Raw genomic sequence first — 17,234 nt, 5'->3', positions numbered from 1 at the left:
TTGCATGACTCTGCAAACTTACAGAACTCTGCAAAATCAGTAACCTGGATGGAGTGACCATCACTCCCGGCCTGCGCGACCGCAAGAAGGCGGCCACTCGTGCGGCTCTCGCGACCGCCGCGGCCGAACTCGCTCGCGAACACGGTCTGGCCGCCGTGACGGCCGATGCGATCGCAGCGCGCGCGGGTGTCTCGACCCGCACCTTCCACAACTACTTCGCGAGCAAGGAAGACGCCGTCCTCGCGTATCTCGAGACCCGGGTCGAGGAGTGGATCGACCTGCTGCGCGATCGTCCCGCCGACGAGGACATCATGGATTCGCTGCTCACGGTGGCCCTGGACGTCGTGCAGAACCCCGACTGGCCGTTCGGCGAGATCGTCGCGTGCATCACCCTGCTCGAGGAGAGCAACGTGCTGTTGTCCCGGCAGATCGAGGTCGAGCGGCGTTCGTCGCAGTTGCTCGTCGAGATCATCGCCGAACGCACCGGCACCGACCCCGATGCCGACCTGTACCCCTCGCTGCTGAACTACGCCGCCATGGGCGCCGTGCGCGCGGCCATGGAGACACACGCGACCGGGACGACGGACCGGTCGGTCGAAGAGCTCATCCGCGAGGCGTTCGACCAGCTCCGACGCGGATTCTCCTGATTCCGGACCTCTGCCCGTTCCGACCATCCGACCCCACCAGGATCTTCCGACATAGAAAGGGTGCCCCGTGGCGACGTACCTGTACCGGCTGGGCAAGTTCGCCCACAGACGGAAGGGCACAGTGCTGTCCTTCTGGATCGCGCTGCTCGTGCTCTTCGGGGTCGGTGCAGCAACCCTGTCCGGGCCCACCACGGACGCGTTCACGCTTCCGGGCACCCCCGCGCAGAAGACCCAGGACCTCATGGCGGAGCGGTTCCCGTCGACCGAAGATCCGATGAACGGGCTCAGCGCGCGTTACGTCTTCGCCGCGCCCGACGGGCAGACGCTCGACGACCCCGAGAACCTGGCCGCCGTCGACGAGGTCCTCGCCGCGGTCCGCGGCATCGACCGCGTCTCGCCGCCCGCCAAGGTCGACCCCGCCACCGCCTCGCCGGAGGAACAGGCCGGCGCGCTGGTCAACCCGGTCCTCGCCGACGCCGGTCTCGTCGAGCAGATGAAGGCCGTCGCCGCGCAGCAGGGCACCTCCGAAGAGGCTGCGCTGTCCGACGCCCAGGCCCTGTCGCCGCTGAGCGCCGACCGCACCGTCGGCTTCGTCACCGTCCCGTTCGAGGGCGAGATCACCGACGTCGACCAGGCCCTGCGCGACCAGATCTTCGACGCCGCCGAGATCGGCCGTGACGCCGGCCTGACCGTCGAGGTCAGCGGTACGGCTGCCGCCGAGATGGGCATGCCCGGTGGCACCGCCGAACTCATCGGCATCGGCATCGCCGCGATCGTGCTCACCCTGACCTTCGGCTCGCTCGTCGCCGCCGGACTTCCGCTGGTCACCGCACTCGTCGGCGTCGGCATCGGCAGCCTCGGCATCACCATCGCCTCCGGCTTCGCCGACCTCAGCTCGATGACCCCGACGCTGGCGGTCATGATCGGTCTGGCCGTGGCGATCGACTACTCGCTGTTCATCGTCTCGCGCTTCCGGCACGAACTCACCATCACCTCTGATCGCACCGAGGCCGCCGGCCGTGCCGTGGGCACCGCCGGTTCCGCGGTCGTCTTCGCCGGCCTGACGGTCATCATCGCCCTCATGGCGCTGAGCGTCGTCGGCATCCCGTTCCTGTCGGTCATGGGTTACGCTGCCGCGTTCACGGTGCTCATGGCCGTGCTCATCGCCGTGTCGCTGCTGCCCGCCGTGCTCGGACTGTTCGGGGAGAAGGCCTTCGCCGGCCGCATCCCGTTCCTGAACAAGCGCGGTTCCGACGACGACACCCCCAAGGCGGGCGCCAAGTTCGTCGGCCTGATCACGCGACGCCCGGCCATCCCGCTCATCGCCGGTGTGGTCCTCCTCGGTGCGCTCGCGCTGCCCGCCACCGGACTGAACCTCGCCCTGCCGTCGGAGGCCACCGCCGACCCGGCGACCAGCGCCCGCAAGGCCTACGACCTGGTCGACGAGGGATTCGGTCCCGGACGCAACGGCCCGCTGGTCGTCGTCGTCGACACCCAGAACGCCGACGTGGAGGCCCCAGTCGCGTTCGGTGCCGTCGTCGGCAAGCTGTACGAGAACGACGAGGTCGTCAACGCCCAGATCGTCGCGGTGAACGAGGCGGGAGACACCGCCCAGATCCTCGTCACTCCGCGCAGCGGCCCGACCGATCCCGCGACGATGGACCTCGTCCAGAGCATCCGCGACGGCGAGACCGAGCTGAACGAGGAGTTCGGCCTGTCCTACGGCGTGACCGGCCAGACCGCGCTCGAGGGCGACGTCTCCGACAGCCTCCAGAGCGCACTGGCTCCGTACCTCGCGGTCGTCGTCGGCCTCGCCTTCATCCTGCTGATGCTGGTGTTCCGCTCGATCCTGGTGCCGCTCACCGCAACCCTCGGCTTCCTGCTCAGCGTCCTGGCGACCTTCGGTGCCACCGTCGCGGTCTTCCAGGAGGGCTGGGGCGGCCTGATCGCCAACCCGCAGCCCATCGTGAGCTTCATGCCGATCATCCTCATCGGCGTCGTCTTCGGTCTTGCGATGGACTACCAAGTGTTCCTGGTGACGCGTATGCGTGAGGACTACGTCCACGGCGCGAGCGCACTCGAGGCCGTCCGCAGCGGCTTCGCACACGGCGCGCGCGTGGTGAGCGCAGCGGCGATCATCATGATCTCGGTGTTCGCGGCGTTCATCGCCGAACCGGACTCGCTGATCAAGTCGATCGGTTTCGCACTCGCCGCGGCGGTCTTCTTCGACGCCTTCATCGTCCGCATGGTCATCATCCCGTCGGTGATGGCGCTACTCGGCGACAAGGCGTGGTGGCTGCCGAAGTGGCTCGACCGGATCCTTCCGAACGTCGACGTCGAGGGCGAGAAGCTCACCCGCGAGCTCGGTGCCACCGAGCCCGCACCGGAATCCGCACGCGTGTGACGAACCCCCGGGCGGCCACGTACCCGACGCGGTGCGTGGCCGCCCGGATGGATCGTGAAGATTGCTGCAGGGAGTCGCAGGTAGCGTAATGCCCATGTTGCTACGGCTGTTGCGCCGCTTCATGGCGCCCTATCGGGGTGCCCTCGCGGGGGTCGTACTCCTGCAGCTGGTCGCGACCGGGGGCATGTTGCTGCTCCCGAGTCTCAACGCCGACATCATCGACAACGGCGTGGCGACCGGGGACATCGATTACATCGTCCGGACCGGTCTGCTGATGCTCGTCATCAGCGCCGTCGAGGTCGGCGCCGCGACCGGTGCCGTCTACTTCGCGGCGCGCGCCGCGATGGGCTTCGGCCGCGACGTGCGGCTCGCGCTCGTCCGGAATGTGGGGCGGTTCTCGGCGCGCGAGTTCGGGACGTTCGGTGCCCCGTCGCTGATCACCCGCAACACCAACGACGTGCAGCAGGTTCAGATGCTCGTGCTGATGACCTGCACCATCGTCGTGACCTCCCCGATCATGGGGATCGGTGGCGTCATCATGGCGATCCGCCAGGACCCCGGCACCTCGCTCGTGCTGGTCGTCGCCGTCCCGGTGCTGATCTTCACCATGGCCGCGCTCATCGCGCTCATGCTGCCCGGCTTCCGGGTCATGCAGAAGCGCATCGACTCTGTGAATCGGGTGTTGCGCGAGCAGATCACCGGCATCCGCGTGATCAGGGCATTCGTGCGCGACGAAACCGAGAAGGCCCGCTTCGACGGCGCCAACGACGACCTCACCGCCACCGCCTTGCGCGTCGGCCGCGTGAACTCCGTGCTGTACCCGGCGGTGCTGCTGATCTCGAATGTGAGCACCGTCGGCGTCCTGTGGGTGGGCGCCCACCGTATCGACTCCGGTGCGATGCAGGTCGGCTCCATCACCGCGATGATCACCTACATAGCCCAGATCCTCATGGCCGTGCTCATGACGTCGTTCGTCGCGATCATGGCTCCGCGCGCCGCGGTCTGCGCCGAGCGCATCCTCGACGTGCTCGACACCGAACCGACGGTGTCTTCGCCCGCCGAACCGGTCCGCGAACTCCCGACCCGCGTCACCCTCGAACTCCGCAATGCCGGTTTCTCGTATCCCGGTGCCGACGCTCCCGTGCTCAGCGGGGTGTCGTTCCGCGCCGACCCCGGTTCCACCACCGCGATCATCGGCGGCACCGGATCGGGCAAGAGCACCATGATGCGCCTCGTGCCGCGGCTCATCGACGTCACCGCCGGGCAGGTGCTCGTCGCGGGTGTCGACGTCCGGGCGCTCGACACCGACGTGCTGCGCTCGCGCATCGCCGTCGTGCCGCAAAAGGCCTACCTGTTCTCCGGCACCATCGCCGACAACCTCCGGTACGGACGCGCCGACGCCACCGACGACGAACTGTGGCACGCCCTCGAGGTCGCGCAGGCCGCCGACTTCGTCCACAAGACCGAGGACGGACTGAACACGGTCCTCTCCCAGGGCGGCACCACGGTCTCCGGCGGGCAGCGGCAGCGCCTCGCGATCGCTCGCGCCCTCGTCCGCCGGCCCGCCATCTACCTGTTCGACGACGCCTTCTCCGCACTCGACCCGGCGACCGACGCCCGCCTGCGCGCGGCGCTCGAACCCGAGACGCGCGACGCGTGCGTGCTCATCGTCGCGCAGCGGGTCTCCACCGTGCAGGACGCCGACCGCATCGTCGTCCTCGACAACGGCGTCATGGTCGATTCCGGGACGCATCTCGGTCTGCTCGGCCGGTGCCGGACGTACTCGGAGATCGTCGAGTCGCAGAGGATGGCCACGATATGACGACTCCGGAAGCGGCGGCACCGTCGCGTCTGCGCACCGTCCGCCGGGTGCTCGGCCTGCTCCACCCGCACCGCTACGCCGTCTACTCGGTGCTGCTCTCCGCCTTCCTCGGCGTCGTGAGCATGTCGGTGGCGCCCTTCGTGCTCGGCCGCGGCACCGACGTCATCTTCGACGGGGTGGTGGGCATGCAGTTCCCCGCCGGACAGACCAAGGAAGAAGCCGTCGCCGGTCTGCGCGCCGAGGGCCGCGACCAGTTCGCCGACATGGTCTCGGGGATGGACGTGGTGCCCGGACTCGGCATCGACTTCTCGGCCCTCGGCCGGATCCTCGTCATCGTCCTGGCGCTGTACCTGCTCTCGTCCGGTCTGATCTGGGTCGCCGCCTACGGCCTCAACGAGATCGTGCAGCGCGTCGTGCGCGACATGCGGTCGCGGATCGAACGCAAGATCCACCGGTTGCCGCTGCGGTACTTCGACACGCATTCGCGCGGCGACCTGCTCAGCCGCGTCACCAACGACATCGACAACGTCGCGGCGGGCATGCAGGAGTCCATCTCCCAGCTCGTCCTCGCGGTGCTGACGCTGCTCGGTCTCGTGGTGATGATGCTGTTCATTTCGCCGATGCTCGCGCTCGTCGCGATCCTGACCGTTCCGGCGTCGGTCGTGGCGACGGCAGTGATCGCGCGTCGCTCGCGCAAGCACTTCCTCTCGCAGTGGGAGACGACCGGCAAGCTCAACGGGCAGATCGAGGAAGCCTTCACCGGGCACGAGCTCATCACCGCCTACAGCCGGACCGCGGAGGTGCAGCGACGCTTCACCGACACCAACGAGTCGCTGTACCAGGCCTCCTACCGCGCGCAGTTCGTGTCCGGACTGGTGATGCCGTTCGTGACCTTCCTCGGCAACGTCGGCTATGTCGTCATCGCCGTGCTCGGTGGTCTGCGGATCGCGTCGGGCACCGCGACGCTCGGTGAGATCCAGGCGATGATCCAGTACTCGCGTCAGCTCGTGCAGCCGCTCGCGCAGATCGGCGCGATGGTCAACCTCCTGCAGTCGGCGTCGGCGTCGGCCGAGCGGGTGTTCGCGGTGCTCGACGAACCGGAGGAGGAACCGGAGGTCGCGGCGCCGACGATGCCGTGGAGCCGGCACGGACTCGTCGAGTTCGAGAACGTCGCCTTCTCGTACACCCCCGATCGGCCGCTCATCGAGAACCTGTCGTTGCGGGCCGAACCGGGTCAGATGATCGCGATCGTCGGACCCACGGGCGCCGGCAAGACCACCCTCATCAACCTGATCCTGCGCTTCTACGAGGTCGACGCGGGCCGGATCCTCGTCGACGGCGTGGACATCCGTTCGATGTCCCGCGACGAACTGCGCTCGCGCATCGGCATCGTCCTGCAGGACACCTGGCTGTTCGGCGGCACCATCCGCGAGAACATCGCCTACGGCAATCCGTACGCCACCGAGAACCAGATCATGTCCGCGGCCAGGATGAGTTACGTCGACCGTTTCGTGCGGGCCCTGCCCGACGGCTACGACACGATCATCGACGAGGAGAACGACGGCAACCTCAGCGCCGGTGAGCGTCAGCTCATCACGATCGCGCGGGCGTTCGTGTCCAAGCCGTCGATCCTCATCCTCGACGAGGCGACGAGCTCGGTCGACACCCGCACCGAACTGCTCGTCCAGCAGGCCACCGCGCGATTGCGCGACGACCGCACCAGCTTCGTCATCGCTCACCGCCTGTCGACCATCCGGAACGCCGACCGCATCGTGGTGATGGAGGACGGACGGATCGTCGAACAGGGCACCCACGAGGGGCTGCTCGAGGCGGCCGGTGCGTACGCGAGGCTGTACGACGCGCAGTTCAAGGCACTCGTGGAGTGAACGCGGGAGACTTCGGCGCGGCCTGATACAAAACATTCCGTCCTCGCGGGCGGGACGGGACACTTCTGGCCATGACGGAGGTGCGGACAACAGCGGTACGGTCACCTCTCGATCTCCTGCGCTCTGCGCGACCGGGGGTCTCCGTGCGATCTGGACGACCGGGGGTCTTCCGGGTCGACGAGACCACACCGGCGGGGTGGATCATGCAGCACCTGCGACGTGGGGGACCGGCGACGCGCACGATGCTCGCCGATTTCACGGGCCTGTCGGCGTCGACGGTCAACCGGGCGGTGACGTCGTTGCTCGAGCACGGGTTGCTGCGCGACCGCCCCGATCTCGCTCCGCGGGGACGGGTGGGACGGCCGCACGTGCCGGTGGAGGTGGACACCGAACGGGGTTTCCTCGCCGGTATCCATCTGGGGGAGCGGGAGACCCGGGTGGTTTCCGGCGACCTGCTCGGACGGGAACTGCACCGGACGACCTTCGCGACACCGGCGTCGGTGTTCGACGTCTTCGCCGCGATCGGTGCGGCGCTGCGGGTGCACGAGTCCCACCAGCGAGGCAGGCAGCCGCTGTGGGCAGGGCTCGCGGTGGGTGGTCTGTACGACGAGCACCGAGGGGCGCTCGACCACCCGCGACTGGGCTGGTGCGAAGCGTCCGTGGACGTGTTGTTCCGGGCGATCGTGCCCACGCCGTACACGGTCGTTCCGTACGTGGAGGCGGTCGCGGAGGTCGAATACCGCCGGTGCGAGAGCGCCTTCCGGCGACGACCCGAGAGCTGGCTGTATCTGTGTGCGGAGGAATCGATCTCGATGGCGTGGCTCGTGGACGGCCTCGCACGGTCCTCGGCCGACGACATCGAATCGTTCTGTGCTGTACTCGAACCGGGGAGTGCCGATGGCACCGACCCGTCGCCGAACCAGGCGGTGCTCCTCGGCCGTGCGGTCGCGCTGGTGCGCGACGTCGTCAATCCCGACGTGGTGACCGTCGGTGGTGAGCTGTTCACCCGACATGGACGGGAGCGCGAGGACGTGTCCGACGGTTACCGGCAGCAGTCGTCGTACAACGATGTGCCGCTGCGGTTCTCGGAAGCCGATGACGATCTGCGGTCGGCGGCGGCGCTCGGTGCGGCGTCGCGGGTGATGTATGTCGACCCGATCGGCGCGATGCAGGCGCGGTGAGACGACAAGGTCTGGCGCATGCCGCTGACCGAGGTGGGGCGTCAGGCCGCTCCCGTTTCGGAAGGTCGGATTCCGGGAGGTCAGTGCAGCACTTCGCGCGCGGTGCGACGGACCGCATCGGTCAGCGCGTCGAGCACGGGGGAGTCCAGCCGCCACCGCTGCCAGTACAGCGGCACGGCGATCGGGTCGTCCGGGGCCAGGCTCACGAGATCGGTCGTGTCGGCGACCATCGCGTCGGGGAGCATGGCCCAGCCCAACCCCAGCCGCGCGGCCTCGACGAATTCGAGGGCGCCCGGAACGTAGTTGCGCGGCGGATTCAGCCGCCGCCGGGTCCGCTTGCGGACGAAGCGATCCTGCATGTCGTCCTTGCGGTCGAAGGTGAGCATCGGGGCCTCCCGCAGTTCGGTGGGGGTCATGCCCTCGGGGAACCAGCGTTCGGCGAAGTCCACGCTCGCCATCGCGTGATAGCGCATGGCGCCGAGCTTCTCGGACGTGCAGCCCTGCACGGGTTCGGGGACGGAGGTGACCGCTGCCATGGCGGTTCCGTCACGCAACAGATCCGTGGAGTGGAACTCGTCCTCGCGATGCAGTTCGAACAGGGCTCGGTAGCGCACGGGCATCCGGGCCAGGGCGCGCAGCATCCAGGTGGACATCGAGTCGGCGTTGACGACGAGCGGGATCGTGGCGTGACTCCCGGTGTCGGCGCCGAGACCGAGTTCCTCGGAGGCGTCCTGCTCCAGCCGCGCGACCTGCCGGGCGAGCCGCATCACCACTTCGCCGGCCGCGGTCGCGCTGACGGGCCGGGTCCGTCGCAGCAGTACCTGACCGACGTGTTGTTCGAGGGACTTGATGCGTTGGCTCACCGCGGACGGTGTGACGCGAAGAACAGCCGCCGCACCCTCGAAAGTGCCCTCGTCCAATACCGTTGCAAAAGTGCGAAGTTGAGCGAAGTCGAGATCCACATTAAGAAACTCTAATGCAGGTACAGCAAAATCAACTGTTCTTATCTCGACAGGATTCCTAGCGTCGATGCCATGTCACTCGTCGTCGCCGGATTCGTCACAGGTCTGTCCCTCATCGCCGCCATCGGTGCGCAGAATGCCTTCGTCCTGCGCATGGCGATCGCGCGACGATTCGTGCTGCCTGTGATCGCGATCTGCGTGATCTCCGACGCCGTGCTCATCACCGCGGGCATCGCCGGGATCGCGACGATCCTCGACCGCGCTCCCGGCGCGATCGACGTGATCCGTTGGGCGGGTGCCGCTTTCCTCATCTGCTACGGACTCTTCGCGGCACGTCGCGCGCTGAAGCCGTCGGCACTGTCCGCTGCCCCGGGCGGTGCCGTCACCATCGGCGCGGCTCTGCTGACCTGTCTGGCGCTGACCTGGCTCAACCCGCACACCTATCTCGACACCGTGCTCATGCTCGGTTCGGTGGCCAACCACTACGGCAACCCCGGCCGGTGGTGGTTCGGTGCCGGGGCGATCACCGCGAGCGTCGTGTGGTTCGCCGCCCTCGGGTACGGGGCCCGCTATCTGCGCGCCTGGTTCGCCAAGCCGTCCTCGTGGCGCATCCTCGACGGTGGCGTCGCGGTCCTGATGCTCGGCCTCGGTGCCGGACTCGTCGCCTCGTCCTGATCACTCATCTGCGTCCCGTGGGGGCGCGGTCGGGCTCGAGATGGCTGAACACCACGACACCGGGCAGCGCCTCGGCGAGATCGGCCTCGATGCGGTCGAGCAGGTCGTGCCCGGCCCGCACCGTCCAGTCGCCCGGCACCCGCACGACGAGGTAGACGAAGCGCTGACGTCCCGACTCGCGGGTGCGCGGCGGCAGGATCGTCACCACCCCCGGTTCCCGATAGCGGTCGAGGACGGCGTTCACCGCCGTCACGTCCTCCGGGGGAAGAACCGCGTCGAGCATGCCGACGACCGCCTGCCGCACGAGGCCGAAACCGATCCGCAGGATGTTCAGGGCGACGAGGATCGCCACGATCGGGTCGAGCACGTCCCACCCGGACAGCGCGACCAGCGCGACGCCGACGAGCACGCCCGCCGACGTCCACACGTCCGTCAGCAGGTGTTTCCCGTCGGCGACCAGCGTGATCGACCGGTGTGCCCGACCCTGCCGGATGAGCAGCAGACCGACCACGAGATTGAGCGCCGACGATCCGGCCGACAGGAGGAGACCGAGTCCGACCTCGGTCACCGGCTGCGGTGAGATCAGGCGCTCGACCGAGGTCCACAGGATCACCGTCGCGGCGGCGAAGACCATGGTGCCCTCGACCGCGGCGGAGAGGTACTCGGCCTTCCCGTGCCCGAAATCGTGGTTCGCATCGGCCGGCTTCGCGGCGAGACGTAGCGCCGCGAGACCGACGAGCGCCGCGACGAGGTTGACCCCGGATTCGAGTGCGTCCGACAACAGACCCACGGATCCGGTGATCCACGCCGCCGATGCCTTCAGCAGCATCGTCGCGAGCGCGGTCGCCACCGACAGCAGCATGAACCGCATCAACAGGCGGTGCTGCTGCGCAGAGGGCACCACCGGTCAGCGCTTGACGAGCGTGAGTTGCATCCCGGTGAGGTCGGTGGCCGTCAGCGCGACGTAGTCGTACTTCGGGGTGGGAACCCACGGCGACAGTCCGAGGGCGTCGATCCGCGCCGCGTCGTCGAAGCTCCGCAGGATCCGGGCGTGTCCGTGCAGCACGACGCTCCATGCGGAGTCCTCGCGGATCTCGTCCACCTCGAAGGCCACCTGCGGGTGCACCGCCAGTTCGGAGAGCTTGCTGCCCTCACCGCTGCGGAAGTACACCGTGCGATCGTCGGTGACGTAGTTGACGGGATAGATCTCCGGTCGTCCGCCGACGACGGTGACGAGGCGGCCCACCTTGCCCGTCGCGAGCAGGTCCCAGCACTGGTCCTCGTCGAGGGGGACGACAGGATCGTCGGTGTTCGGGTTGTCGCGCATCGCGTTCACTCCTCCGGTTCCGCTGCCGTATCCAGCACATCACGAACCGGCTTCCGGCGCAGTGGAACGCTCTGCCGGTTACGGTGAAACCGGCCGTCAGGACCGTGTTCGCCCGATCCGCCGACAGCAGCCCGAACGAGGAGTGCCGATGTCCGCACAGGCTCCCGCGACCACCTCGAGTTGGCACACCCGCGCCGCGACCGACGTCGCCGAGGCGTTCGAGGTCGATCCGCAACGAGGACTGAGCGCGGACGAGGTCGAACGACGCCGCGGCGAGTACGGCCCGAACCTGCTCGACGAGGCGAAGAAGGTGCCGACCTGGCGACGCGTGCTGTCGCTGCTGGCCGACAGGATGACCCTCGTTCTGGTCGTCGCGGCGGTGGTCAGCGCCACCGTCTCCCGTGAGTGGGAGACCCCCGTCGTCATCTTCGCGGTGATCGCGCTCAACACCGTGCTGAACTACGTGCAGGAATCCCGGGCCGAGAGCAGCCTCGCTGCGTTGAAGAAGATGTCGGTGTCCACCAGCCGGGTGCTGCGCGACGGTCGCGGGACGGAGGTGCCGCGCGCCGAACTCGTCCCCGGAGACGTGGTGCTCCTCGAGGCCGGCGACACCGTCCCGGCCGACGGCCGACTCGTCACCGCCGTCCGGCTGCAGGTCGCCGAGGCCGCCCTCACCGGCGAATCCCAGCCCGTCGACAAACAGGTCGACGTCGTCGACGATCCCGACGCACCGCTCGGCGACCGCACCGACATGCTGTTCATGAACACCGAGGTCACACGCGGACGTGCCGCGATGATCGTCACCGGAACGGGCATGCGCACCGAGATGGGAGCCATCGCAACCCTTCTCGGAGCGGCAGGTGTCGAACAGACGCCGCTGCAACGACGCATCGGCCAGCTCGCCCAGGCCCTGACGATCATCGCGATCGTGACGGTGGCGCTGGTGTTCGTCCTCGGACTGCTGCGGGGGCAGACCTGGTCGGATCTCCTCGTCACCGCGGTGTCGCTGGCGGTCGCGACGATCCCCGAAGGGCTCACGGCCGTCGTCGCCTTCACCCTGGCGATGGGAGCCTCACGCCTCGCGGCCCGCGGCGCGATCGTCAAACGACTCGCCGCGGTCGAGACACTCGGCAGCACCACCCACATCTGCACCGACAAGACCGGCACCCTCACCCTCAACGAGATGACGGTGCAGCGACTGCTCGTCGCGGGTCGTGCCTTCCGCGTCACCGGCACCGGGTACGGAACCGACGGCAAGATCCTTGTCGGCGACGGCCTGCCCGCACCGGACTTCACGGACGCACTGCTCGGGATGGGACTGTGCAACGACGCGACCGTGCGCAACGGAATACTGGTCGGCGATCCCACCGAGGGCGCCCTCGTGGTGCTCGCCGAGAAGGGCGGCATCGACGTCGAGGGTGCGCGGGCCGCGCTGAACCGCATCGCGGAGGTGCCGTTCGACTCGGACTACAAGTACATGGCCACCTTCCACACCCTGCCGAACGGCGGATACCGCTGTTTCGTGAAAGGTGCACCGGGTGTGCTCCTCGACCGTGCCACCTCGATCGCCGGTCCCGACGGTCCGATTCCACTCGACGACGACGGTCGCGCGAGGATCCACCGGGCCGTGGAGGCGCTCGCGTCGGAAGGTCTGCGAACTCTCATGATCGCCGGGCGCGACCTCGACGCCGTTCCCCGCGGCGACACCGATGCCCTGCAGGAGAAGGTGGCCGACCTGACGATCCACGCGATCGTCGGCATCGTCGACCCGCCGCGGACCGAAGCCGAGGATGCGATCGCCGTCGCCCACGAGGCGGGCATCTCGGTGCACATGATCACCGGCGACCATCTGGTGACGGCCTCCGCGATCGCCGAGGAACTCGGAATCCGCGGGTCGGCTGCCTCCGGTGCGGATCTCGACAAACTCACCGACGACGAACTGCGCCGGAGGGCAAAGGAATTCGGTGTCCTCGCCCGCGTGGCGCCCCAACACAAGATCAGGTTCGTCGAAGCGCTGCAGGCCGACGGGCAGATCGTCGCGATGACGGGCGACGGCGTCAACGACGCTCCCGCGCTCGAACAATCCGACATCGGTGTGGCCATGGGCATCACGGGAACCGACGTCTCCAAGGGCGCCGCGGACATGATCCTCACCGACGACAACTTCGCGACCATCGTCGCCGCCGTGGCCGAGGGACGCGGAATCTACGACAACATCATCAAATTCGTGAAGTTCCAGCTCACCACGGCGTGGGGCTTCGTCCTGATCTTCCTGACGGCCGGTGTGCTCGGCCTCGCGGGTGGCGCGCCCTTCAGCGCACTGCAGATCCTGTGGGTGAACATCATCATGGACGGACCGCCGGCGCTCGCGCTCGGTGTCGACCCGACCGCCCCCGACGCGATGCGGCGACGACCGCGGCCCGCGAACGAGGCGCTGCTCGAACGCTCCCGGGTCCAGCGCATCCTCGGCCTCGGCATCGTGATGACGGTGGGCACGATCGCGGTCCTGCACTTCGGGCCGGAACTGTTCCCCGACAGTGCATCCGACCCGTTGTTCGCCACCACCCTCGCGTTCACGACATTCGTCTTCTACCAGGTGTTCAACCTGTTCAACGTGCGCTCGGATCTCGGATCGGTGTTCTCGGCGCAGACGTTCACCAACCACACCATCTGGATCGCGATCGGCGCCGTCGTCGTCCTTCAGATCTGCGTCGTGCAACTCGGCGCCCTGCAGGGATTCATGGACACCACCTCGCTCACCTCCGAGCAGTGGCTGCTCGCGGTCGCCGTCGGCTCGTCCGTGCTGTGGGTGGACGAGATCGGCAAGTTCGTCGCCAGGAGGATCGAGGCGCGCAGGGCCGAGCGGGCGGATACGACCTTCCTCACCTGACGATCGGGAGATGGCGGAACTCACGTCGCCACGGGGAGAAGTGTGAGGCCGGACTGCCCCAGAATGGAGGCTGCCCCCGCGTCGCTCCCCAGCGCGCCCGCGTCCCGGCCCGCACGACCTCCGGCTCCGGACCCTCGACAGATCGAAGGTTTCCTCACCGATGACCACCACGGCTTCCGGCCGCCCACTCGACGATCCTGCCCACACCGACTCCGGACATCCCGCGCGCACGCTCGTGATGTGGGCGCTCGCCCTCGGTGGGTTCGGGATCGGAACCACCGAGTTCGTCGCCATGGGGTTGCTCCCCGAGATCGCGACGAGCATCGGGGTCTCCGAACCCACCGCGGGCCACGTCGTCTCCGCCTACGCGGCCGGTGTCGTCGTCGGTGCCCCGCTCATCGCGACGATCGCCGCCCGCGTGCCGCGCAAGACACTGCTGGTCGCGCTGATGGTCGCGTTCACCCTCGGGAACGCCGCCACGGTGCTGGCCCCGAACTACGGTCTGCTCGTCGTCTCCCGCTTCGTCGCCGGCCTGCCGCACGGCGCGTACTTCGGGGTCGCCGCACTGGTCGCGGCGCACCTCGCCGGACCCGGTCGCCGCGCGCGGGCGGTGTCGCTGGTGATGATGGGGCTGTCGGTGGCGAACGTCGTCGGGGTGCCCGCTGCCTCGTGGCTCGGCATGGCGCTGGGCTGGCGCGCGGCGTTCGTGCTGGTCGCGGTGATCGGAGTGGCCACCGTCGTCGCTCTCGCCGCCTGGGTGCCGACACTGTCGATACCGACGACCAGCGTGCGGGTCGAACTCGGGGCGTTGAAGAGCAGCACCGTCTGGCTCACGCTCGCCGTGGCCGTCATCGGCTTCGGTGGTGTGTTCGCGGTGTACACCTACATCAGCACCACGCTGACCGACGTCGCCGGAGTGTCGAGATCGCTGGTGCCGGTCGCGCTGATGCTCTTCGGCGTGGGCATGGTCGTCGGCAATGCCATCGGTGGTCGCGTCGCCGACCGCGGTGTGATCCCCGGCGTCTACGCGTCGATCACCTCGCTCGCGGTGCTGCTCGCGCTGTTCGTCGCCGCAGCCCACAACCCGTGGACCGCCTTCGTGATGGTCTTCGGCCTGGGTGTCGGATGCGCCGCGGTGGGCCCGGCCCTGCAGGTGCGGTTGATGGACGTCGCCGAGGACGCCCAGACGCTCGCGGCGTCGCTGCACCACGCCGCGTTCAACCTGGCCAACGCGTTCGGTGCGTGGATCGGCGGGGTCGTGATCGCGGCCGGGTTCGGCTACACCGCTCCCGCCGCGGTCGGTGTGCTGCTGGCGCTCGCCGGTGTCGCCGTGTTCGCGATCTCCGTCCGCCGCCGCGAGAAGGCCGCACCTTCCCGACGTGATTGGATACGGAAGTGACCGATTCCAGCATTCCGACCCCGCCCGATCCCTTCTTCACGGTCGGAGCGCGTCTCGACAACGGACTCGGCCGCACGGGCACGATCCACACCCCGCACGGAGACATCCGCACCCCGGCCTTCGTCCCGGTGGGCACGAAGGCGACCGTCAAGGCGGTGCTGCCCGAGACGATGGCCGAGCTCGGCTCGCAGGCGCTGCTCGCCAACGCCTACCACCTCTACCTGCAGCCCGGCTCCGACATCGTCGACGAGGCCGGCGGGCTCGGGAAGTTCATGAACTGGCCCGGTCCGACCTTCACCGACAGCGGCGGCTTCCAGGTCATGTCGCTCGGAGCCGGGTTCAAGAAGGTCATCGCGATGGAGTCCGTCGGTGTCCAGAACGACGACGTCATCGCCAAGGGCAAGGAGCGGCTCGCCCACGTCGACGACGACGGGGTGACCTTCAAATCGCACCTCGACGGGTCGCGGCACCGGTTCACCCCCGAGGTGTCGATGCGTATCCAGCACGAGCTCGGCGCCGACATCATGTTCGCCTTCGATGAGCTCACGACTCTCATGAACACCCGCGGCTACCAGGAACGCTCCCTCGAACGGACCCAGGCGTGGGCGGTGCGGTGCATCGCCGAGCACGAGAAGCTCACCGCCGAACGCGCTCGCCGCCCCTACCAGGCGTTGTTCGGCGTCGTGCAGGGCGCGCAGTACGAGGACCTGCGACGACAGGCCTGCCGGGGCCTCGAGTCCATCGTCGGCGAGACCGGCCGCGGATTCGACGGCTACGGCATCGGCGGTGCGCTCGAGAAGCACAATCTCGGCACGATCGTGCGGTGGTGCACCGAGGAGCTGCCCGAGCACAAGCCGCGACACCTGTTGGGCATCAGCGAACCCGACGACATCTTCGTCGCGGTCGAGCAGGGCGTCGACACCTTCGACTGCGTCAATCCGTCGCGGGTCGCGCGCAACGCCGCGATCTACCACCCCGACGGCCGGTTCAACATCAACACCAGCCGTCACCGGCGCGACTTCACGCCGATCGACGAGAACTGCGACTGCCACACCTGCCGGAACTACACGCGCGCGTACATCCACCACCTGTTCAAGGCGAAGGAGATGCTCGCCTCGACGTTGTGCACGATCCACAACGAACGGTTCACGGTGCGCCTCGTCGACGACATCCGGTCGAACATGGAGAACGGCACGCTTGCCGAGTTCAAGGCCGAGACGCTCGGCCGGTTCTACGCGAGCCGGCGTCGGGCCTGAGTCGTCAGGGCGTGAGTCGTCAGGCGTAGGAGGGTTCGCGCTCCTTGACGTACGCGATCACGCGGTAGGTCACCGGGAGCACGACGATCTCGACCAGCGTCTTCCACAGGAACCCGACGATCACGAAGTTGACGAAGTCGGCCCAGGTCGTGATGCCGATGGCCCCTGCGGCGATCGAGCAGAAGATGAGGGTGTCGGCGAACTCGCCGACGACGGTCGACCCGATCAGCCGCGCCCACAGGTGCTTCTCCCGGGTGCGTTCCTTGATGCGGACGAGCACGTACGAGTTGAGCAACTGCCCGACCGCGTACCCGGCGAGCCCGGCGATCAACATCCGGGGCACCACACCGAGGACGTTCTCGAAGGACTCCTGACCGGCGTAGAAGTCGGCCGGGGGCAGCTGCTGCGTGATCCAGAAGCACAGCGCGGACAGCGCGACCGCCCCGAAGCCGTAGAAGACGGCGCGGCGGGTGGCCGCGAAGCCGTACACCTCGCTGAGCACGTCGCCGAGGATGTAGGCGAGAGGGAACAGGAAGAACCCGCCGTCGGTGATGATCGGCAGGATCTGCAGCGGCCCGACGGTGAGTTCGGAGCCGGTGAAGAACGCGATGCCCTTCGTCGCGGAGATGTTGGAGATCATCAGCACCGCGGTGAACAGCACGACGATCCCCGTGTACGGGCTGCGTCCCACGCGCGCGAAGGCGGCGTGGTCGAAGAGGGCGGGGGAGGTGTTCGATCCGTGCTCGGTCACCCGGACATCCAAGCATCTCCGCGGGGTGATCACG

13 protein-coding genes are annotated in these 17,234 nt (G+C 68.2%); 9 read left to right on the top strand and 4 right to left on the bottom strand.

Annotated features, from left to right (window positions below; translation table 11 throughout):
* Positions 1-53 precede the first annotated feature (53 nt).
* The 5 genes from ACQR3U_RS10370 (at position 54) to ACQR3U_RS10350 (ending at position 7,940) form a co-directional block, all read left to right on the top strand.
* Entirely contained in the window at positions 54-647 is a 594-nt protein-coding gene (locus ACQR3U_RS10370) for a TetR family transcriptional regulator (RefSeq protein ID WP_006552528.1), read from the top strand.
* 67 nt (positions 648-714) lie between these two features.
* On the top strand, positions 715-3,051 hold the full coding sequence (locus tag ACQR3U_RS10365; protein WP_230810474.1) for an MMPL family transporter: 2,337 nt from the start codon (positions 715-717) through the stop codon (positions 3,049-3,051).
* A gap of 94 nt (positions 3,052-3,145) precedes the next feature.
* On the top strand, positions 3,146-4,873 hold the full coding sequence (locus tag ACQR3U_RS10360) for an ABC transporter ATP-binding protein (RefSeq protein ID WP_006552526.1): 1,728 nt from the start codon (positions 3,146-3,148) through the stop codon (positions 4,871-4,873).
* Positions 4,870-6,759: an ABC transporter ATP-binding protein gene (locus tag ACQR3U_RS10355; RefSeq protein ID WP_064257243.1), complete on the top strand. Its 1,890-nt coding sequence runs from the start codon at positions 4,870-4,872 to the stop codon at positions 6,757-6,759. The genes ACQR3U_RS10360 and ACQR3U_RS10355 overlap by 4 nt, the downstream gene beginning before the upstream one ends.
* Positions 6,760-6,962: 203 nt before the next feature.
* Positions 6,963-7,940, top strand: a complete 978-nt coding sequence (locus ACQR3U_RS10350) for a MarR family transcriptional regulator (protein WP_230810473.1) — start codon at positions 6,963-6,965, stop codon at positions 7,938-7,940.
* 80 nt (positions 7,941-8,020) lie between these two features.
* Here the strand turns inward: ACQR3U_RS10350 and ACQR3U_RS10345 are convergent, their stop codons facing one another.
* A complete protein-coding gene (locus tag ACQR3U_RS10345) occupies positions 8,021-8,902 on the bottom strand; it encodes a LysR family transcriptional regulator ArgP (RefSeq protein WP_230810472.1) in 882 nt (293 codons plus the stop codon).
* 72 nt (positions 8,903-8,974) lie between these two features.
* Between ACQR3U_RS10345 and ACQR3U_RS10340 the strand changes: the two genes are divergently transcribed.
* Positions 8,975-9,577, top strand: coding sequence for a LysE/ArgO family amino acid transporter (locus ACQR3U_RS10340; protein WP_006552522.1), 603 nt, complete (start codon positions 8,975-8,977; stop codon positions 9,575-9,577).
* Between the two features lie 4 nt (positions 9,578-9,581).
* Here ACQR3U_RS10340 and ACQR3U_RS10335 read toward each other — a convergent pair whose 3' ends face one another.
* A complete protein-coding gene (locus tag ACQR3U_RS10335; protein ID WP_170318520.1) occupies positions 9,582-10,448 on the bottom strand; it encodes a cation diffusion facilitator family transporter in 867 nt (288 codons plus the stop codon).
* A gap of 36 nt (positions 10,449-10,484) precedes the next feature.
* Positions 10,485-10,904: a pyridoxamine 5'-phosphate oxidase family protein gene (locus ACQR3U_RS10330; protein WP_006552520.1), complete on the bottom strand. Its 420-nt coding sequence runs from the start codon at positions 10,902-10,904 to the stop codon at positions 10,485-10,487.
* A 148-nt stretch (positions 10,905-11,052) separates the two neighbouring features.
* On the opposite strand from ACQR3U_RS10330, the gene ACQR3U_RS10325 reads away from it, so the two are divergent.
* From ACQR3U_RS10325 to tgt, 3 genes are all read left to right on the top strand, one after another.
* The gene (locus tag ACQR3U_RS10325; RefSeq protein ID WP_064061111.1) at positions 11,053-13,794 is read left to right on the top strand and encodes a calcium-translocating P-type ATPase, PMCA-type; all 2,742 of its coding nucleotides are present in this window, start codon (positions 11,053-11,055) and stop codon (positions 13,792-13,794) included.
* A gap of 160 nt (positions 13,795-13,954) precedes the next feature.
* Positions 13,955-15,193, top strand: a complete 1,239-nt coding sequence (locus ACQR3U_RS10320) for an MFS transporter (RefSeq protein ID WP_060653995.1) — start codon at positions 13,955-13,957, stop codon at positions 15,191-15,193.
* Positions 15,190-16,449 carry a tRNA guanosine(34) transglycosylase Tgt gene (gene tgt / locus ACQR3U_RS10315; protein ID WP_230810471.1) on the top strand — a complete coding sequence of 420 codons (1,260 nt, stop codon included), beginning with the start codon at positions 15,190-15,192 and terminating at the stop codon, positions 16,447-16,449. The genes ACQR3U_RS10320 and tgt overlap by 4 nt, the downstream gene beginning before the upstream one ends.
* Positions 16,450-16,468: 19 nt before the next feature.
* Here tgt and ACQR3U_RS10310 read toward each other — a convergent pair whose 3' ends face one another.
* Positions 16,469-17,200, bottom strand: a complete 732-nt coding sequence (locus ACQR3U_RS10310; protein WP_064061104.1) for a queuosine precursor transporter — start codon at positions 17,198-17,200, stop codon at positions 16,469-16,471.
* Positions 17,201-17,234: the final 34 nt, after the last annotated feature.

The sequence above is a fragment of the Rhodococcus sp. IEGM1339 genome (genome assembly GCF_050321925.1).
Classification (GTDB): Bacteria; Actinomycetota; Actinomycetes; order Mycobacteriales; family Mycobacteriaceae; genus Rhodococcus; species Rhodococcus pyridinivorans.
This window is presented reverse-complemented; position numbering and strand designations above follow the sequence as displayed.